General features: G+C 39.2%; 22 protein-coding genes and 3 pseudogenes. 11 read left to right on the top strand and 14 right to left on the bottom strand.

All coding sequences use genetic code 11. The features are described from left to right. Positions 1–53 precede the first annotated feature (53 nt). The 3 genes from SLP02_RS01640 (at position 54) to SLP02_RS01635 (ending at position 2030) form a co-directional block, all read left to right on the top strand. Positions 54–521 carry a hydrocarbon-binding protein gene (locus SLP02_RS01640; protein WP_319418911.1) on the top strand — a complete coding sequence of 156 codons (468 nt, stop codon included), beginning with the start codon at positions 54–56 and terminating at the stop codon, positions 519–521. 250 nt (positions 522–771) lie between these two features. Beyond that, the gene (locus tag SLP02_RS26405) at positions 772–855 is read left to right on the top strand and encodes a CobW C-terminal domain-containing protein (protein ID WP_413467307.1); all 84 of its coding nucleotides are present in this window, start codon (positions 772–774) and stop codon (positions 853–855) included. A gap of 137 nt (positions 856–992) precedes the next feature. Continuing rightward, positions 993–2030 carry a CobW family GTP-binding protein gene (locus SLP02_RS01635; protein WP_319418910.1) on the top strand — a complete coding sequence of 346 codons (1038 nt, stop codon included), beginning with the start codon at positions 993–995 and terminating at the stop codon, positions 2028–2030. Positions 2031–2083: 53 nt separating this feature from the next. Here the strand turns inward: SLP02_RS01635 and SLP02_RS01630 are convergent, their stop codons facing one another. Beyond that, positions 2084–2338 (bottom strand): DUF1830 domain-containing protein, encoded by a 255-nt coding sequence (locus SLP02_RS01630; RefSeq protein WP_319418909.1) that lies wholly within the window; start codon positions 2336–2338, stop codon positions 2084–2086. A 170-nt stretch (positions 2339–2508) separates the two neighbouring features. Here SLP02_RS01630 and SLP02_RS01625 point away from each other — a divergent pair, with 170 nt between their 5' ends. Together SLP02_RS01625 and SLP02_RS26400 are read left to right on the top strand one after the other, a co-directional pair. Further along, positions 2509–3525, top strand: coding sequence for a CobW family GTP-binding protein (locus SLP02_RS01625; RefSeq protein WP_319418908.1), 1017 nt, complete (start codon positions 2509–2511; stop codon positions 3523–3525). Positions 3526–3550: 25 nt separating this feature from the next. After that, positions 3551–3634 (top strand): annotated as a pseudogene (locus tag SLP02_RS26400) (GTP cyclohydrolase I FolE); the annotation flags it as partial. A gap of 408 nt (positions 3635–4042) precedes the next feature. On the opposite strand, the gene SLP02_RS01620 reads toward SLP02_RS26400, so the two are convergent. Further along, a complete protein-coding gene (locus tag SLP02_RS01620; protein WP_319418907.1) occupies positions 4043–5020 on the bottom strand; it encodes a tetratricopeptide repeat protein in 978 nt (325 codons plus the stop codon). Between the two features lie 5 nt (positions 5021–5025). Between SLP02_RS01620 and SLP02_RS01615 the strand changes: the two genes are divergently transcribed. The 4 genes and pseudogenes from SLP02_RS01615 to SLP02_RS01600 all read left to right on the top strand — a co-directional run bounded on the left by SLP02_RS01615 (position 5026) and on the right by SLP02_RS01600 (position 6397). Next, entirely contained in the window at positions 5026–5178 is a 153-nt protein-coding gene (locus SLP02_RS01615) for a transposase (RefSeq protein WP_319418906.1), read from the top strand. Beyond that, positions 5159–5323: a transposase gene (locus SLP02_RS01610; protein WP_319418905.1), complete on the top strand. Its 165-nt coding sequence runs from the start codon at positions 5159–5161 to the stop codon at positions 5321–5323. Before SLP02_RS01615 ends, SLP02_RS01610 begins: the two co-directional genes overlap by 20 nt. 188 nt (positions 5324–5511) lie before the next feature. Beyond that, a pseudogene (locus SLP02_RS01605) lies at positions 5512–6061 on the top strand (IS5/IS1182 family transposase). A 48-nt stretch (positions 6062–6109) separates the two neighbouring features. Further along, on the top strand, positions 6110–6397 hold the full coding sequence (locus SLP02_RS01600) for a hypothetical protein (protein ID WP_319418903.1): 288 nt from the start codon (positions 6110–6112) through the stop codon (positions 6395–6397). An 18-nt stretch (positions 6398–6415) separates the two neighbouring features. Here the strand turns inward: SLP02_RS01600 and SLP02_RS01595 are convergent, their stop codons facing one another. Further along, entirely contained in the window at positions 6416–6559 is a 144-nt protein-coding gene (locus SLP02_RS01595) for a hypothetical protein (RefSeq protein WP_319418902.1), read from the bottom strand. Between the two features lie 134 nt (positions 6560–6693). After that, positions 6694–7776, bottom strand: coding sequence for a photosystem II q(b) protein (gene psbA / locus SLP02_RS01590; RefSeq protein ID WP_319418901.1), 1083 nt, complete (start codon positions 7774–7776; stop codon positions 6694–6696). 186 nt (positions 7777–7962) lie between these two features. Here psbA and SLP02_RS01585 point away from each other — a divergent pair, with 186 nt between their 5' ends. Together SLP02_RS01585 and SLP02_RS01580 are read left to right on the top strand one after the other, a co-directional pair. Further along, entirely contained in the window at positions 7963–8109 is a 147-nt protein-coding gene (locus SLP02_RS01585) for a hypothetical protein (RefSeq protein ID WP_319418900.1), read from the top strand. A gap of 12 nt (positions 8110–8121) precedes the next feature. Continuing rightward, positions 8122–8274 (top strand): hypothetical protein, encoded by a 153-nt coding sequence (locus SLP02_RS01580; protein WP_319418899.1) that lies wholly within the window; start codon positions 8122–8124, stop codon positions 8272–8274. A 46-nt stretch (positions 8275–8320) separates the two neighbouring features. Here SLP02_RS01580 and SLP02_RS01575 read toward each other — a convergent pair whose 3' ends face one another. The 10 genes and pseudogenes from SLP02_RS01575 to urtB all read right to left on the bottom strand — a co-directional run bounded on the left by SLP02_RS01575 (position 8321) and on the right by urtB (position 17687). Next, positions 8321–9712, bottom strand: coding sequence for a carotenoid oxygenase family protein (locus tag SLP02_RS01575; RefSeq protein WP_319418898.1), 1392 nt, complete (start codon positions 9710–9712; stop codon positions 8321–8323). Positions 9713–9853: 141 nt separating this feature from the next. After that, positions 9854–10003 carry a hypothetical protein gene (locus SLP02_RS01570; protein ID WP_319418897.1) on the bottom strand — a complete coding sequence of 50 codons (150 nt, stop codon included), beginning with the start codon at positions 10001–10003 and terminating at the stop codon, positions 9854–9856. A gap of 157 nt (positions 10004–10160) precedes the next feature. Next, a pseudogene (locus tag SLP02_RS01565) lies at positions 10161–10790 on the bottom strand (type ISP restriction/modification enzyme); the annotation flags it as partial. Between the two features lie 74 nt (positions 10791–10864). Continuing rightward, positions 10865–13651, bottom strand: coding sequence for a DNA methyltransferase (locus tag SLP02_RS01560; RefSeq protein ID WP_319418895.1), 2787 nt, complete (start codon positions 13649–13651; stop codon positions 10865–10867). Positions 13652–13804: 153 nt separating this feature from the next. Further along, positions 13805–14005: a hypothetical protein gene (locus SLP02_RS01555; protein WP_319418894.1), complete on the bottom strand. Its 201-nt coding sequence runs from the start codon at positions 14003–14005 to the stop codon at positions 13805–13807. Next, on the bottom strand, positions 13926–14096 hold the full coding sequence (locus tag SLP02_RS26395; RefSeq protein ID WP_413467306.1) for a hypothetical protein: 171 nt from the start codon (positions 14094–14096) through the stop codon (positions 13926–13928). Before SLP02_RS26395 ends, SLP02_RS01555 begins: the two co-directional genes overlap by 80 nt. Continuing rightward, on the bottom strand, positions 14089–14790 hold the full coding sequence (urtE, locus tag SLP02_RS01550; RefSeq protein WP_319418893.1) for an urea ABC transporter ATP-binding subunit UrtE: 702 nt from the start codon (positions 14788–14790) through the stop codon (positions 14089–14091). Before urtE ends, SLP02_RS26395 begins: the two co-directional genes overlap by 8 nt. Beyond that, entirely contained in the window at positions 14777–15532 is a 756-nt protein-coding gene (gene urtD, locus SLP02_RS01545) for an urea ABC transporter ATP-binding protein UrtD (protein WP_319418892.1), read from the bottom strand. Before urtD ends, urtE begins: the two co-directional genes overlap by 14 nt. An 80-nt stretch (positions 15533–15612) precedes the next feature. Beyond that, positions 15613–16680 (bottom strand): urea ABC transporter permease subunit UrtC, encoded by a 1068-nt coding sequence (gene urtC / locus SLP02_RS01540; RefSeq protein WP_319418891.1) that lies wholly within the window; start codon positions 16678–16680, stop codon positions 15613–15615. A gap of 53 nt (positions 16681–16733) precedes the next feature. After that, a complete protein-coding gene (urtB, locus tag SLP02_RS01535; RefSeq protein ID WP_319418890.1) occupies positions 16734–17687 on the bottom strand; it encodes an urea ABC transporter permease subunit UrtB in 954 nt (317 codons plus the stop codon). Positions 17688–17771: the final 84 nt, after the last annotated feature.

Here is a 17771-nt window from a genome sequence, read left to right as displayed (position 1 = left end):
GCAGTAGATAGAAATTGAAATTAATCAGAGTTAAAAATTAAGGAGAATAACCAATGCCAAACGTAAGAGAAAAGCTAGGTGGTTTTGTCAGTATTGTTTGTTTTAAAGGCGTAATCACGGGGATGGAAGAAGCCTTGGGCGAAAAAGCTACGGCGATCGCTCTGGTTTCGGCGGGACGTACTAGAGGCAAAAACCTAGTTACCGAATTGGGTTTAGCAGATTCTAATCCTTCTTTAGAAGATCTTGCTAGCAAACTAGACCATGCTTTGGGTGAAAATGGAACTCGTCTTTGTAAAGTCGATAAAATCGAAGATACTGGAGACATGATTAAAGTATATGCTCACGAGACTGTTTGTTCTGCCGGAGAAGAACAAGGTAGCCCTCGTAAATGTACCTATTCTTTGGGTGCGGTTTGGGGTGCGATCAAAACTATTCAAGGTAAACGCTATCGTGGAAAACATACTGAATCAGTACTTCGAGGCGGTAGTCATGATGTTTTTGAACTATCTCCTATCGATTAATTCCAGTCAAAGATTAGGATAAATTAAATTCTAAATTAGTTAATATTAAGCGCGGTGTACCATAAATTGTTGTTAGGTGCATCGCGCTATTAATTTTAAGGTCAAAAAATCAGACGTAGAGGATTCGCACCGAGCCTCAGCGACAGCGAAATAATTGGTTCTGTTGCAAAAAACAAAACAGAACCCCGCTTGTCATATCTTTCATCTTAGTGGTCAACGCTTTGGAATTGAAGACGATTGATAGAGAGGTATACCGAAAAATCAATTAGTTTTTATTGGACAGAATTTAGAAAAGGAGAGATTAAGGGACTTACTGAATGCTTGTGTTGGTTGATTGTGATTATGGCAAGTCTAAGTGTTGAGCTAAAGTGCGATCGCATATCAACACTAGATTAATCGCGCAGATTTTTTAGAACGAGGTAAAATGATAATCATTATCATATAAAATTAGAGACGAATTACCCAAAAAATATGACTCGTCCAAACTTTACCCTGTCCGATGCCTTGCCATCCCTACCTAAAACGGGAATGCCTGTAACGATCATTACTGGTTTTTTAGGTAGTGGCAAAACTACCTTACTCAATCGAATCTTACAAAATAAAGATAATTTAAAAGTAGCTGTTTTAGTCAATGAATTTGGCGATATTAATATCGATGAGCAACTACTAATATCGGTAGAATCGAATATGCTAGAGCTTGATAATGGTTGTATCTGCTGTACGATTAATGACAGTTTAGTAGATGCGGTTTATCGGGTTTTAGAACGAGAAGCAATAGACTATTTGGTAATTGAAACTACAGGAATCGCCGATCCATTACCAATTATTTTGACTTTTCTCTCTACAGAATTAAAGTTCTTAACTCGCCTTGATGCGGTGATTACAGTGGTCGATGCAGCAGCTTTTGATGGGAAACATTTTGAGAGCGATGCTGCTTTTAGTCAAATTAGATATGGCGATCTGGTTATCATTAATAAAATTGATTTAGCCAGTGAAGCAAAAATTACCGAATTAGAAGCATTTATAGGTGATATTAAGCCAGAATTTAGAATTTTACAGAGCGAATATGGCAAAGTACCTTTACCGCTAATTTTAGATATTGGTTTAACTCAAGAAGATCGTTATCAGGATAAAATTTCCAAGTTTCGACGCGATCGCTCATCTTTTAATAATCATTTAGCAAATGATGGTTTTAGTTTTGTTTCTTTCCAAAGCGATCGCCCTTTTGAACTTGAAAAATTTACCCATTTTTTAACCGAACATTTACCAAATAACGTATTTCGAGCCAAAGGAATATTATGGTTTATAGAAAGTCCCACGCGAAATATTTTTCAACTCAGTGGGCCACGTTACGATCTTCAATCTGATGATTGGACGAGTCAACCAAAAAACGAAATTGTTTTAATCGGGCGTAATTTAGATGAGTCTTTAATTAAAGAACAGCTTAATGACTGTTTAGCTGGTTTAATAATTAAAAATAAGTTTGGTCTGCCCAACTTACCCTGGTAACTGTAGCTGAAATACAACAGTTATATATTTATCTTGATTGTCAAAGAAGACCTTCACTTTATCTTCAGGCGAGCGCAAACAAGGCGATCTCTTAACATTGTGGTAATTTTATCGCTGCTATAAATTTCTAAAAGGGCTTCAGGCAATGCTTTAAATAAAAGCAATTCTCCAGGGAAAATTACTCGTTCAAAATACCAATTAATAATATTAGTAATACGAATGATTTGTACAGTAGAAGTGTTGTTTCGATAGTGACAAAGAATGTTTAACTCGTATTTATCTGGCAAACGGTTAAGAATTTGAGTCATGAATATAAGTCAAAATTGAGAATTTATAAGACATCAAAAAGAGCGAGGCTTATCAATAATCTTCCTTGAGCCAATAACGAAGAAAAATCACTAAGAGCGATCGCTCTTGTTTTTCAATAATGATTATCATTATAATAAATAAACATTAGACAAAACATACTTTTTTTACCATGCTAGAGACTTCCCTGCCAGAATTACCAGTCACCATAATTACAGGCTTTCTCGGTAGTGGTAAAACCACCTTGCTTAATCAAATTCTGCAAAATAATCACAACTCAAAAGTTGCAGTGTTAGTTAATGAGTTTGGCGATATCAATATCGATGCTCAACTCTTGGTTTCTTATGACGATGACATGGTGGAATTGAGTAACGGTTGTATTTGCTGCACCATTAACGAAGGCTTAGTAGAAGCAGTAACAAAAATACTAGCAAGGGAAGAAAAAGTAGAGCGTCTAATTATCGAAACTACTGGAGTGGCTGACCCGTTACCAATTATTTTGACTTTTATTGGTACGGATTTTCGCGATTTTACTCGCCTCGACTCGGTTATTACCCTAGTAGATGCCGAAACCTTTACCCCAGAACATTTTGAGAGCGAGGTGGCATTTAAGCAGATTACCTACGCAGATATCCTGCTATTAAATAAAACCGATTTAGTCAACCAGAAACAATTAACCGCATTAGAAACCTACATTGCATCTATCAAAAAAAATCCCAGGATTATTTATACTCAATACGCTCAAGTACCCCTACCGTTAATCTTAGATGTGGGTTTAACTGTGACCGAGAGGGGTGCCGAGGTTTCCTCGGCATACCCAATCGAGGTGTTGACAGATAATTACATTGCAGAAGAAGACCACAAACATCACCATCATTCCCATCACCTAGAAGCCGATGGTTTTATTTCTATGTCCTTTCAAAGCGATAAACCCTTTGATGTCTATAAATTTAACAAGTTTTTAAACGATGGACTTCCCCTAGAAGTATTTCGTGCTAAAGGAATTGTTTGGTTTGCAGGAAGCCAATTACGTCACATCTTCCAACTGTGCGGACAGCGCAACGATATCAAGTCCGAACCTTGGTCTACTCCTCCTGTTAACCAGTTAGTCTTTATTGGTCGTCATTTAGATACCGATAAACTCCACCAACAGCTAAGTAACTGTTTGGCTACTTCCGTTACTGTTTAATTTAACCTTTGGACTTCTACTCTTTGCAGTCAGAGGTATATTCGCTGATGATGCCAAAACCCGCCAGGAGTTTATGAGTTTGATTCGGCACAACCCTACGTTTGCTTAATTGATTATCGTGTCATTTGTAGAGATGGGTATAGGTACTGACTCATCGCTTTTCTTTAAATTCTCCCACATCATAGTTACGTGTAAACGTGATAGACATTTCTTAAAACTCGTTGAATAAGTCAGAGTTCATTTTCCGTATAGTGCTTCGATTAGATGCGAACGAAATGCTTCTGTGTCTACTGCTAAATCTCATAATAATTCAACAGCAACATCTTTACCTAAGTCTAAAATTCCCAGCATTAGATGTTCTGGAGCAATTGTCGAGTTGTTTTGGGCATAGTCGTCAGCTTAAAACCATCCAAATTTCTTGGACAAGGTTAACATCACGTTTCAAGCAAACCATAGTATTTACTTTTTTCCTCTTGGTATGTATCGCTAATCGCTCGGTTAGACAAATAGCAGTTTATTAAAATTGCTTAAATACTTCTATAACTTGTTGAATCATTTGATAATCTTCTATCCTTCCCTGTTTTTTACTTATTTGCGCTTCTGTTTGAGCAGTTTTGAGCATTGATTGTAATTTTCCTTGTTGTTTATAAAGTTTGGCTGCGGTTTGCCAATTTTCTTGGGCTTGTTGATCGCCTTTTAGACTTTTGTAAGTCATACCACGCAGGGTATATGCATCAGCATTTTTAGGCTCAAATGAAATAACTTTATTCAAGTCAGCAAGTGCTTGAGGATATTGTTCTAAACTAAAGTAATTAGCACTACGCTCAAAATAAAGTTGTGTATATGTAGGTTGATACTCAGTGCAATTTTCAGATTCATCTTTATTGCAGATTTCAATGGCTTTGGTGAGATCCTTAATTGCTGCTGGATAGTCTTCTAAAAAAGTATGAGTAAGACCTCGATTGTAGTAAGCATCAGTATATTCGGGAAAGAGTTTAATCGCTTTAGTAAAATCAGCTATGGCTAATTTGTAGTTTTCCAAGAAAAAATACGCTTGACCCCGACCTAAGTAACTGTTCGATTCAGGGCTATTTTTGATGGCTTTAGTGTAGTCAGCGATCGCTTTCTGATAATCCTTCATTGCTACATATACGCTAGCACGAAGATCGTAAAAACCAGAATCGGGGTAAACAGCAATGGCTCTGGTAAAAGTCGAGAGTGCAGATTGGTAATCTTTTAAGTCATCTCTGTAAAGTAAAGCAAGATCAAAATAATATCCAGGTTTTGGCTCAATTTTAATTGCTTTATTCTGATCGGCGATCGCCTTTGAATAATTTTTGAGATCTTGATAGGCAGAACCTCGACTTTTATAAGCCTCCGCAGATTTTGGCTCAATCTTGATAGCTTTGGTAAAAAATTCTATGGCTTTTTGTTTATTAGGTCTTGCTTCACTACTATAGAACCCATTTGGTATCTTTATAAAAAAGAAGATCAAATAGGATGACTTATTCAAGCAGCTTAACGGATAAGGAGTGGGAAATTATCGAACCCCTGCTACCGAAGAAAAAGAAAACCAAACCGCCGACATGGAGTAAAAGAGAAATTCTAGACGGGATTTTCTATCAGCTAAAAAATGGATGCAGAGGAGTGTGATTTACCCAAAGACTTACCGCCATATTCAACAGTCTTTTGGCATTATAAACAATGGCGAGAGCAAGGAGTAATTGAGGAAATTATGATGATATTGCACAGCAAAGTGCGAGAAAAAGCCAAAAAAAAACCAAATGGACAACTCTAATAATGATTGACTCTCAGGCAGTCAAACTCGCGCCTTCCCTTGCGCCTTTCGGCGGCGCGGTGAGACAGTTGCGTTGCGGGGGGAACCCCCGTTGAGGTACCTGCGGGGAGTACCCCTTGGTTGTCGAGGGCGAGCAAACTGTTGAACCATGCGCGGGGGTCGCTCGTCAAAATACCTGTAATGCAAGCATTGAGAGTAAAGGATTTTGCTTTTATAAATCCACGCTTGGGCATTAAAAGACATCTGGCGGTAGATACTTTGGGATTTCCCCGCTTGGTGCGCCTTCCCTTGCGCCTGTCGGCGGCGCGGGGTCGCATCCGCTTCTTTACTCATTGTACTCGTGCTAGTTTATCTGACGATGCTGGATTGTTAGAGATGTTGAAAAACAACATTGATTATTTCAAATCTAAACCAGTCAACATTCCCAAAATAACTATTCTTCTCGACAACGGATATCATCCAGATAAATTGACCACAGAGCTAATCAAGATTTATCCTGCCATAATGACCAAGATCAAATTTGAGTTATCTCCCAAGCCATCAAAGTCCCAAAAGAAAGCAGAGGGAAAATCAGGGTTTGTACCAGTTAAAACTCGATGGGTCATAGAAAGATCTAATGCTTGGATGGAAAGATGTAAAAGTCTAGTTAAGAATTTTGAACGCACCTTGAGTCATGCTAACGCTAAAATTAATCTTTGTTTTATTCGACTTTCACTCAAAAGACTTGCCTTCAATTAGATCTCAAATGGGTTCTATAAGACTGGCGAGCAGATAATTACAAGAAAAGTGACTATTGAAGTAGACGAAGCTGCCAAGACTAAAATAATAAATCTTAGTTTCAATGATGAAAGTGCCGTACAGCCTCTACAAGAACTACAGCAGGCTGATAAAGATGCAGACATCTATTCAAACGGAGAACTAACGGTAGATTTCCCAGAAGATGTCAAGATACCTATTGAACCTAATCAGATAACTACTGCTGTTTTGAGTGGGAGTAGTTTGAAGTTTAGTTATTGTAGTTTGGATAGTGCAATCGCCATAAGTGAGAGAACAGTATGCAGTAGGGACAGTTGAGATTGAGGTAATACAGTCTTAGCCAAACTTTCTCAAGCTGTCTGCCTTGTCTAGGCGAACATGAACAGGGATAAATTCTGCAAGCTCAACAGTAGAAAGTTCAGTATCGGTAACAGTTGCGCTCGCGATCAAACCGATTAACAGTAAACAGATTAAAAACATGATGATAATTCTAGGAGATGAACTTTATATTTATAGCTGAGTATTCTTGAAAGCAAAAAGCGTTCTCGTTACTTTATCAAGGCGAGAACGCTTTTTACTAAATTCTTTGAGAGTTATCTAACTCTATTTTATTATTACCCGTTAATTGCAGGTGCAGTTAATGCTACAGGAGCTCGAGCGCCACTTGCTAAATCAAGCGGGAAGTTGTGAGCGTTACGTTCGTGCATTACCTCAAAACCCAGGTTAGCTCGGTTTAAGATGTCTGCCCAAGTGTTGACTACACGTCCTTGTGAATCCATTACCGACTGGTTGAAGTTGAATCCATTTAGGTTGAACGCCATGGTGGATATTCCCATTGCTGTTAACCAGATTCCAATCACTGGCCATGCTCCTAAGAAGAAGTGCAAGGCTCTGGAGTTGTTAAAGGATGCGTATTGGAAGATTAGACGACCGAAGTAGCCGTGGGCTGCGACGATGTTGTATGTTTCTTCTTCTTGTCCGAATTTGTATCCGTAGTTTTGTGATTCGGTTTCAGTTGTTTCACGTACTAAGGACGATGTTACTAGTGAACCGTGCATGGCAGAGAATAATGCTCCACCGAATACTCCTGCTACTCCTAACATATGGAAGGGGTGCATCAGAATATTGTGTTCTGCTTGGAATACCAACATGAAGTTGAATGTTCCAGAGATACCAAGAGGCATTCCATCACTGAAGCTTCCTTGTCCTAGTGGATAGATTAGAAATACTGCTGTGGCTGCTGATACTGGTGCTGAGTAGGCTACACATATCCAAGGACGCATTCCTAAACGGAATGATAGTTCCCACTGACGACCGAGGTATGAGAATACGCCGATTAGGAAGTGAAAGACAATCAGTTGGTATGGTCCACCGTTATACAGCCACTCGTCAAGTGAGGCTGCTTCCCAAATTGGGTAGAAGTGAAGTCCAATGGCGTTAGAACTAGGTACTACTGCACCAGAAATTATGTTGTTTCCGTAAAGCAAGGAACCTGCTACAGGCTCTCTGATACCATCGATGTCTACTGGTGGTGCTGCGACGAAGGCGATTAGGAAACAGGTTGTTGCTGCAAGTAGTGTAGGAATCATCAAGACGCCGAACCAACCGACATAAATGCGGTTGTTGGTGCTGGTGATCCACTGACAGAACCTTTCCCAGCTATTCTGGGTTTGGGTTTGTTGTAGAGTGGTTGTCATTTGTTTTATGATTGCGTGTGTATATATATTGGTGTTCTATTTCTAGAACCAGACTTAGAAACGAGGTAAAAAATAATGTGTCTCTTTTGTCTATGTAATCAATATAGCTAAGTATTAATACTTTGTCAAGTTATGTAACAATATTCTTGACGAGCGATCGCCGAGCTGGAAATCACAATTATAGACTTGTTGGCAGCTAAGGCAGAGTTTGAAAGGCAGCAAGAAGAGGAGAAACTAAAGATTAAAGATGAAGTATTAAGTCTTCTCTTCGATTACCAAGCTGCCCAACGCCAACTCAAACTACTCACATCAAACTTAGAAACTTTAGAATAGCAAAGAGAAGTAATGAGGATTGGCTATAAGTTTGGGCAGGGTACTACAAATCAGATATTAGGTATGGAAGATAAACGCGATCGCACTATTGAGCAGTCAACTGAGATTGAGATTAGGCAAAACGAGTCGGTGCGGAAGCTGTTTCATTTAATTAAGAAAGAGTAAAGACTCTCGAACAAAATGAGAGGTCAATAATTCTTAATTCCCCTTCTTAAGCGTTGAGCTGTGCTTCGCTAATCCAAGCACCATGAAAACCGTAGGGTACACGCTGTGGAATTAACACCCTTGCTACTGGTTCGGAGGTAACATCTTGGGCATTTATAACCACTAGTTCTGAGGTTTCTTCAGTGCGATCGCGGACAAAAGTAATCAACCAACCATCATCCTCATCTTGACCATCTGGGCGTGGTGCAAACACCGCTTCGCCACCGTAACGTCCCGCTCCTAATTTATGAGTCTGGGACTTGTTAGATTTCAAGTCATACTTGACGATTCCATCAAACAAAGGCATAGAACCCTCTACCATCCTACCTGCATAGCCGTATCGGGTTTGTCTTCCTAAAAAGTTTTCATTTACACGGGGGAAATCTGTGGCTACATCATCGAGCATAGTTTCACTGGTAGTTCCAGTATTAAGGTTAAAACGCCATTGATGTAATCTTGGAATACTATTCGATGGAGCGGATGCTGAATCTTGAGACATCAACACGTTAGTAGAATCCATGCGACAAGCTATCAACACTACTTCATCTCCCTCTTCGTAAGCATTTAAAGTGTGAAAAACATAGCAAGCAGGAGTTTCAAACCAACGAATATTGCTGTTGTCACCGTGGCGGTTTACGATCCCAAAGCGGCTGGGCTTCTCACTTTCAAACATTAATGGTAGTTCTCCCCGTTGCATTCTTGATTGGCTAAAAGTTAGGGGTAGATCCATAAAAATAGTATAGTTTTCCGTAATCGCAAAATCGTGCATCATTACTGCCATCGGTAGCTCAATGGGTACTGTTTGCAATAGTTCCCCTGTAGAAGAAACCACTCCATATTGTAGGTAAGGTGGAGCAAAAGAGTAACCAAAAAACATCATTTCTCCCGTCATCGGGTCTATCTTGGGATGTGCAGTAAAAGAAGATGCCAACTTGCCATCATAGGTATACTCGCCAAAGGTATCTAGTGTTGGAATATCTATAGCATGAGGCGCACCTCCCTCCCACGTTGCCAACATGGTTCCAGCGTGCCAGACTAAGGCCGTATTAGCCGCATTTTTAGTAGGACCATAAGGATTATCCATTTGTGGAGGTTCTAATAAACCACTCCAGATTGCTTTACCTGCCTCATGTTCAATCTGCCATCCTTTAGTACGTACATAACGGTTTTGATAGCTGGCTTGTCCATTGTGAATCCGAACGCCATGTATCATGCCATCCCCGTCAAACCAATGATACTGACCGATAGGTGAGAATTGGGGGTTAGGACCATTACGCAGGAACATCCCTGACAAAGAGGGCGGTAGTTCTCCAATTATTTCCAGTGTGTCTGAAGTGATTTCTTGATGTACTGGTGCAAAATTACCATCAAGATATGGGTTGACTTGTGTTGTTAGCATTATGATGACTAAACGATTAGAGTATTGTCTTTTATCTTAGCGAGCAAGCGATAGTTAAGCTTAGGGCGTAATTAGAGTTTCAAGGCATCAATTATAAATGTACTACCAAAAAAACCGCTTTTTAATTTCAACTTATAGATTTTATAGTGATTGAAATTGGTCGCCATCCGATTTGCCCCCAAGCCAAATCAAAATTAACTCGCGATCGCTGGCTGCATTAGTAATTTTGTGAGGGCGTAAGCGTGAAATAAATTCACGCTGTTGACCGCCCGAATTGTTCTCTAGTGACATTAGTAAGGGTGCATCGAAGAATGTGCATCAATATTGTTCAGATTGGTATCAAAAATCAGTCAAAGCAATGCAACAAGAGTTTCCTATTCCTGATGATAATTTAGTCAATCTGCAAACAATAATGACAAATAATTATTTTGGAGAATTTTAAACTGATTTATATTATAGGAAAGCCACCAAATTGCTCAATAGTTTGATTGATACTCTCCATTAGCTTGATAGTTTCAGAAATTGCCGAGACAGTATTTTGATAGTGAATCAAATCCTCGTAGCTTAAAGTTCTGCCTTTACGATCTTTGAGCCATTTATCACAAACTTGATAGCCTCCAATATAGAAATCCCAAACTTCTGGCGATACGCCATCAAAATACTGGGTTTTATTAATCCAAACTTTGCCTAACTCCGCTTTCTTCTCCCCCTTTTTAAAAGGGGCTTGGGGGAGACCGTAACGAACTTTATCCACGACATTATCGCCTTCTACAGGATAGCTAGTAATCTCTTCGCCATGTTTTTCCATTAAGTGCAATTCGATTAGCCTATCTCCCAAGTCGCATAACTTTTTAAATAATTTAGGTTGGCTAGTTAAGGGAAGACGCGGAAAATCTGTTTTTAGAAATTCACTATAGCGATCGCGATAAGTTGGAGAATGAAAAACCGCATACATATAAGCAAATACATCTTCTGGTGCAAAAGTTTTAACTCTATCTCCTTTGCCATCAGGAATAAATTCAAGCTTGAGACGTTGAGCAAAATCGTTGATAAATTCATCTGAAAGATTCGGACGGCGATCGCAGCAAAAGTATGCTGGAACAAAAATAGTCAAACTAATTAAAAATTGAATTTAAATATAAAAATCAGACTTTAATCAATTTTGTTTACAAAAAGAGACTCCGCACCAATAACTATTTTTCCTTGCTTTTCTTTTTCAGCTAATTCAAGATTTAACTCTAAAAGTTTTTCCAGGATGTTATCGTCAGCTTTAAAGTTATAAGCCTGCATAACTAACTTATCTAACTGTTGATGTAGCTGATAAAGTTTGCTGGCTGGTTCGTGAAAGTATTCATTATAAAGTTTAGTAATACCCCATTGTTTCTTTTCCATCTGTTGCGTTCTATATTCATGGAGTTCAAGAGTTTTAGCGCGGATTTGTTGAATTATATTATCCGTAGGGGCGAACGGCCGTTCGCCCTTACAGGGAGTTTGTGGGAAAGGAAAGGTTTCAAAACAAGTCTGATGCGTATAAGCGATATCTGCTTTTAAAGTTGATTTTTTTGCTTCCATCCAAAGACGATGAACATTGGATAAAAGAATACCTAAAACATAATAATCTTCAGAAGCAACAACTACTGATTTATCTCCTGGTAGCCAGTTAAGAGGTGCGGGAAGAAAGACAGCCCACTTAGAAACTCTTGGTACTGTAAAATAATAAGATAGCGGTGCGATCGCTTTTCTCATTGCTTCATTTGTTCTTTTGTATCGCCACCATTTTTCTCTCATTACGGCTTCTCTATTTTTCTGCCTTTCTGGTTTTACATAAATTTTTAGATGTTCTAAAGGCAATTTATAATCATTAGCGTTTTCTAGATCCATATTGCTAAAATCAATAATCCATCTGTCAGGCTTTCCATTAACATTTTGAGCCAGATTAGAACCCATTGAAAATAATTTCAAAACCTGCTCATTTTTACTATCCTTGGCAATCCATTCTTTAACTTGTTCTTCAGTAACAATAAAATCTTTGCCAACAGGAATTACACCTTGGAAGCATTTATTTTTATTTGCTTGTAAAGTTTTTGCACTAGACACATCAATGTGTGGTTGCAAAGAAGAATTAATAAAATTAACTTCTCGATCATCTAGAAAATATCGCTTAGGTTGTACAAAACTCCAGTTAACAATACTGACATGAACTTTGGCTTCACCCGACCAAGGTTGAGTCGAAATTGCTTCGTGTATATGTCCACCTTCATTGGTTACATAATCTAATGTTGCTTTACGGCTTTTTCCCTGACTGATGGAATTTGTGCCGACTAGACCAACTCTTCCTGCTGGGGTAAGGGCGGTTTCCGATGTAAGGGCGATTCGCGAATCGCCCCTACAGATATTATCGTGTGCCAACCGAAACCAATAACTACAAAAATCGACATCTTTTACATTAGGAAACTGTTTAAAAACTTTCTCTACATATTCATCTCCCAAATCTCTTCTTATATTTTTCCCGCCTAAAAATGGAGGATTGCCGATAATTGCATCCGCTTTTACCCAAGAAGTAAATAAAGCATCTTGGCAGACAATATTATTATCCAAAGTATCGAGGGGTAATTCTCTTTCGGTTAAACTTAATTTATCGATCGCAACTTTTTTAGCAATAGTTAAAGTCACTTTCGCCAACTCCACCGCAAAGGGATTGATATCCATCCCGTAAAACTGCAACGGGGTAACTAATCCTATTTGTGTTTGTTGTTTACCAGTTTCGGATCTACGGCGGTCAGATATTTTATCTAGTAGGGACTTTTCGATTTCTTTTAACTCTTGATACGCCAGATATAAAAAATTTCCTGAACCACAAGCAGGGTCTAGTACGCGATAATTTTGTAGTTCTAACTGTAAAGAATTTAGTTCGGCAATAGTATTAGCAGCTTCTATCTTGGCTTCCCAATAATTGCTAATCGTTGGCTTCACAATTTTCATGATGTCGGCTTCGGAAGTGAAGTGCATCCCATGAGCATGACGTTCTTTTTGATTAGCAGTACCTTCAAAAATATTGCCAAAGATGGCAGGGCGAATCTGTTTCCAGTCTTCTCGCGCTGCTGCATCGAGATAGTTTAATTCTTCTTTAGTTAATTCAATCGGGTGAATTGTGGCAAATAAACCACCATTAAAATAGTCTACTCCCTTGTATTGACCAGCAGGGGCAATTCCTGGTCGATTCATTTCTTGAAATAAACCACCCAAAACATCATAGGAACTTTTGCCTTTAAGACAATCTTGAATGCAGCTAATAAACATATCTTGAGGAAGCAAGCCACGATCTTCGGCGAACATGGCTAAGACACACTGTAAAACCAATCTTTGAGCAGCTAAAGTATCAAAACCTTCTCTTTTACCTCTTTGCTTGAGGATTTCGCACAGTTCGCCCATTTTACGGGCAGTTTCTTTAGTTACCTCTACCTGATTATTTTGGAAGATGGAATTTTTCTCTTCCAACCCCATAAAGCCAAAAGCAGATGCTCTTTCTGGTAATTTCAGAAGTTCGATAACATCAACAGGTTCATCAACTTGATTATCGAAATCGTAAATCCAAAACTGATCAAAGTTGCACAGCATTACGTAGCGTGGACGATTAGGAACAATTCTTGTCCAATAATTAAAAGCCTGACGATAATGTTTACCTAAGTCTTCCCCTTGCGTCTTCATCTCAATTAAGACACGAGGTTTCCAAACTAGATCGGCAAAGCCTGTTTTACCTTTCTTACTTCCCTTTTTTATGGCAACTTCGTATTCTGCGCCAGCCTGTAACGCACCCTGATGTCCAAAAGCCTGAAAAAATCTATCTAAAAATAGCTGCGCTTGACTTCGTTCTTTACCTGAAATGTATTGCAAGCGATAATTAACAAACTCATTCAGACTTTGGGGTGTGGCTACCATATATCTAGTCCAATAACTGATATAGATAGCGTTCCCGCCTATTTGCCTTAAGCTATACAGAGAAATACGTGATTTCGATTAATATTTATTAGTTTTAGTTGCAACTTTAAACTTCATGTAGGTATTTTCTGGTAATTCAAAGCGATCGCCTGACTACAAGCGATCGCGTTCTAAATCATAGATAACTTTTTCAGCCAACCAGTTAGGACGATCGGCATGACCCAACATTGTACCTCTTAAAAGACGGTTTGCAGTTTGCTTATTGTGTACCAATCTAAGTAGTTTTTGAGGCGATAGTGTGAAAAATAGTAAAGACTTTCTCTTGATGTTCAGCAGCAATTCCCATCCCATCATCTGCTACTGAAAACCGATAAAACTCCTGACTTTCTTCGGCAAAAATGGTAATTTTGCCATCATCGCGATGATGATGTTCATAATTAAACAGTAAGATATCGATGCACTAAAGAATCCGACAATTCAGGGGTTGTTCCTCTAGCAACGATCGCGCCTTTGTCCATAATAAAAAATCTTTGGGCTAACTGGCGGATAAAGTCAATCTTCTGTTCGACGACAATTACGGTAATGCCTTTTTCACGGTTGATTCTTCTTAAGGTATCCTCAATTTCCTGCACAATAGAGGGTTGAATTCCTTCGGTGGGTTCGTCCAAAAGCATAATTTTAGGATTGCACATTAAGCCTCTGGCAATGGCTAACTGCTGTTGTTGTCCACCACTAAGTAATCCTCCTTGACGGGGTAAATGTTCTTTAAGCATCGGGAAAAATTCAAAGATCTCGGAGGGGATTCTTTTGCTGCTTTTGCCACTAGCACTAAAGCCCAACTTAAGATTATCTAGTACAGAAAGATAGGGAATAATTTCTCTTCCTTGGGGAATGTAGGCAATACCGTAACGCGATCGCTTATAGGTAGGTGCTTTGGTAATATCTTTATTATCAAAAGAAAGGCTGCCTTTAGTTAATTTATTTAAGCCAATAATGCTGCGTAAGAGCGTAGTTTTGCCCACACCATTACGTCCTAAAAGACCGACCATATCTCCTTTATTGATAGTCATGTCAATATTGAACAACACGGGAGTTTGCCCATAGCCAGCGGTAAGATTGTTGAGTTCAAGCAGCGACATCGATTTTTTCCCTTCCTAAATAAACTTCAATTACTTGGGAATTGTTTTGAATTTCTTGTACAGTACCTTCGGCTAACTTTGCGCCTTGATGCAGTACGATAATTCTTTCAGCGATTTGTTTAACAAATTCCATATCATGTTCGATCGCAACTACAGCATAATTTTGTGCCAAAGTTTTGATTATTTCTCCCGTGGCGTGGGTTTCTTCGGGGGTCATTCCGGCAGTGGGTTCATCTAATAATACTAAACTAGGTTCTTGAGCGATTACCATGCCAATTTCTACCCACTGTTTTTGACCGTGAGATAATGAGCCGACTGTTTCGCTAGCGTAATTCAATAAACCGATGCGATCGAGTACATCGATAATTTTATCTTTCTTACCCGAAGTCAATTTGGCAGTTATCGCACTAACAATTCCTCGCTTGCCTTTTAATGCCAATAAAATGTTTTCAAATACGGTTAATTCATTATAAACGTTGGGGTTTTGAAATTTTCGCCCGATACCCATTTTGGCAATTTCATAGGGATTTTTATTGGTGATGTCTTTACCTTGAAAATAAACATTTCCTTCTGCTACAGGAGACTTGCAAACGATCGCATCCAAAAGAGTGCTTTTACCTGCACCGTTAGGACCAATGATCGTCACAATTTCGCGATCGCCTACTTCTAAATTTACTCCTTTCAAGGCTTTAAAACCAGAAAAGACTACCTGCAAATTTTTGACTGATAAGATGGGTTCCATAATTAGTTTTTACTATTAGCGGTTAACTCGTCCAAACATGAAGATAATTGACCAATACATTTAATGAATAATTACCTACGTTATACCTTCTTCTTATTGAACAATTTTGTAACAGAACCTACCAATCCATCAGGAATAAATAATACGACAATCAATAGCAATATCCCTACAAACAATTGCCAGTCTTGAGTAACTTGTTCGGCAGAATTTTGAATTTGACCTAAAAGAATGGCAGCGATCAAAGGTCCAACTAAAGTACCCCTGCCACCAATAGCTACCCAGATAACTACCTGCGTCCCAAAAGCCACTGCCAGATAAACAGGAGAAATAAAGCGATTGAGAGGAACAAATAAACCCCCTGCAATACCAGCAATACCAGCAGAAAGTGTCCAGATAAAGATCTTGAAGCTAGCTACGTCATAGCCCAAATAGGAGATACGATTTTCGTTCTCTTGAATTGAGCGCAAGATTAAACCAAAGTTAGATTGAGTCAGCCACCAGCTACCCACCAACACAAAGGTAGTAAACAGCAAAATCATCCAATAAATGCCACTCAGGGGAATATCTGTGCCAAAAACGCTAAGTTTGGATACATCAGTAATGCCGTTCGTCCCGCCTGTATATGCCTGTTGACTGATAAAAAAGGTGGTTAAGGCTGAGGATATAGCCAAAGTAATAATTGTGATATAAACACCGCTTACCTTAGAGCGAAAGATAAACCAGCCGATTAGATAAGCAAACGCCGCAGGGACTAAGACCATAGCAAGGGCAGCTATAGGGAAATACTTTAAAGGCGCGATAAACCAGGGTAATTCCTTTAAGCCATTCCAGACCATAAAATCTGGTAAATTTCCCCCGTAGGTATTAGCTGAGGCGGAAAGATTTAGCTTGAGGTAATACGCCATGGCATAACCCCCCAGGGTAAAAAATACCCCATGAGCAAAACTAAGAATCCCAGTAAATCCCCAGACTAAATCTAGAGAGATAGCTAATGCACCATATAGCAATAGTTTTGATAGCAAAGATACCTGAAAATCACCGACAATTAAAGGCAAAACTGCCATAACCAAAAAGCAGATCGCTGTAATAATAGCTAACCTTGTGGGAGTTCGCGATCGCGTTGCAATACCAATAGTTGACTCTGCCATGATTACTGATTACTAATTAATTGTTAATTGTTAATTGTTAATTGTTAATTGATTCACCCGCGTTTTTGAATGGTAAATAGACCTTCAGGCTTATAGCGAATAAGAATGATCACTGCTGCGAGGACGATTACCCTGGCTGTAGGATCGTTAAGTAGATAAGCAATACCTGAACTAGATTCGCCGATCACAAAAGCACCAGCTAGAACACCAACTAACTTATCTACTCCTCCCGTTACCACCGTCATCCAGGCATCGATTAAGTAATCTTGTCCCATAGGCGGAGAAACACTTTTAAGCGAAGAAATAACCGTTCCCGCCACGCCCGCTAGACCACAACCATAGGCAAAGGTTATCATATCTACCAAGCTAGTATTTACCCCCAAACACTTTGCCATTTCTCGGTTTTGAGTTACTGCTCTTACCTGCCGACCCAAATCGGTTTTATTGAGCAAATAGCCTGTTAAAACCAGTAAGGCGATCGCTACAACCACAATAAATAGTCGATAATAGGAAATTGCGATCGCAGGAGAACCTTGAGCATCTTTGAGCAAGGTTAAATTACCAGAGATATAGGGTGGAGATTTTACATACTTTAGCTGGGCGGTAAAAATCAGCTTAATTATCCCCTGCAAGACAATACTTAATCCCCAGGTAGCCAGCAGAGTTTCTAAAGGACGACCATATAATCGCCTGATAATAGTAAGCTCTACCAACGCCCCAATTGCTCCAGTAATTAGAAAAGAGAAGGGAATAGTCAGCAGTAAGTCCATGCCAAAAGCATCCTGCATCATGAAAGTGACATAAGCCCCCAGCATGATAAATTCACCGTGTGCGAGGTTAATGATTCGCATCACCCCAAAGGTAATTGCCAAACCCAATCCAGTCAGCAATAGAATTCCGACAATACCAATCCCATTAACTAGCTGATTGCCCAAAGCAACCAAGCTGAATGCTCCAGTCGGTTCTTGAGTTGCGGCTTCTTGCGCCAAATAATAAAGCGAATACATAATTACTGATTACTAATTATTAATTACTGATTGCGATGGTGGGCATTATCTAAAGAATCTTTTTCTGCTGTAGTTGATGACCAC

Source organism: Pleurocapsa sp. FMAR1 (assembly GCF_963665995.1).
Taxonomy (GTDB): Bacteria; Cyanobacteriota; Cyanobacteriia; order Cyanobacteriales; family Xenococcaceae; genus Waterburya.
The sequence above is the reverse complement of the archived record's forward strand: the minus strand, read 5'-3'. Positions and strand labels throughout refer to the sequence as shown.

Bases quoted from the DNA above. Each gene is read 5' to 3' on its own strand.
- SLP02_RS01610 (WP_319418905.1), top strand. From the start codon at position 5,159: ATGGATGCAGAGGAGTGTGATTTACCCAAAGACTTACCGCCATATTCA.
- SLP02_RS01630 (WP_319418909.1), bottom strand. From the start codon at position 2,338: ATGACTCAAATTCTTAACCGTTTGCCAGATAAATACGAGTTAAACATT.
- SLP02_RS01570 (WP_319418897.1), bottom strand. From the start codon at position 10,003: ATGTCACTAGAGAACAATTCGGGCGGTCAACAGCGTGAATTTATTTCA.
- SLP02_RS01625 (WP_319418908.1), top strand. From the start codon at position 2,509: ATGCTAGAGACTTCCCTGCCAGAATTACCAGTCACCATAATTACAGGC.
- SLP02_RS01635 (WP_319418910.1), top strand. From the start codon at position 993: ATGACTCGTCCAAACTTTACCCTGTCCGATGCCTTGCCATCCCTACCT.
- urtD (WP_319418892.1), bottom strand. From the start codon at position 15,532: ATGGAACCCATCTTATCAGTCAAAAATTTGCAGGTAGTCTTTTCTGGT.
- SLP02_RS01575 (WP_319418898.1), bottom strand. From the start codon at position 9,712: ATGCTAACAACACAAGTCAACCCATATCTTGATGGTAATTTTGCACCA.
- SLP02_RS01615 (WP_319418906.1), top strand. From the start codon at position 5,026: ATGACTTATTCAAGCAGCTTAACGGATAAGGAGTGGGAAATTATCGAA.
- SLP02_RS01640 (WP_319418911.1), top strand. From the start codon at position 54: ATGCCAAACGTAAGAGAAAAGCTAGGTGGTTTTGTCAGTATTGTTTGT.
- urtB (WP_319418890.1), bottom strand. From the start codon at position 17,687: ATGTATTCGCTTTATTATTTGGCGCAAGAAGCCGCAACTCAAGAACCG.
- SLP02_RS01595 (WP_319418902.1), bottom strand. From the start codon at position 6,559: ATGTTTTTAATCTGTTTACTGTTAATCGGTTTGATCGCGAGCGCAACT.
- SLP02_RS01560 (WP_319418895.1), bottom strand. From the start codon at position 13,651: ATGGTAGCCACACCCCAAAGTCTGAATGAGTTTGTTAATTATCGCTTG.
- urtC (WP_319418891.1), bottom strand. From the start codon at position 16,680: ATGGCAGAGTCAACTATTGGTATTGCAACGCGATCGCGAACTCCCACA.
- SLP02_RS01580 (WP_319418899.1), top strand. From the start codon at position 8,122: ATGAGGATTGGCTATAAGTTTGGGCAGGGTACTACAAATCAGATATTA.
- SLP02_RS01555 (WP_319418894.1), bottom strand. From the start codon at position 14,005: ATGATGGGATGGGAATTGCTGCTGAACATCAAGAGAAAGTCTTTACTA.
- urtE (WP_319418893.1), bottom strand. From the start codon at position 14,790: ATGTCGCTGCTTGAACTCAACAATCTTACCGCTGGCTATGGGCAAACT.
- psbA (WP_319418901.1), bottom strand. From the start codon at position 7,776: ATGACAACCACTCTACAACAAACCCAAACCCAGAATAGCTGGGAAAGG.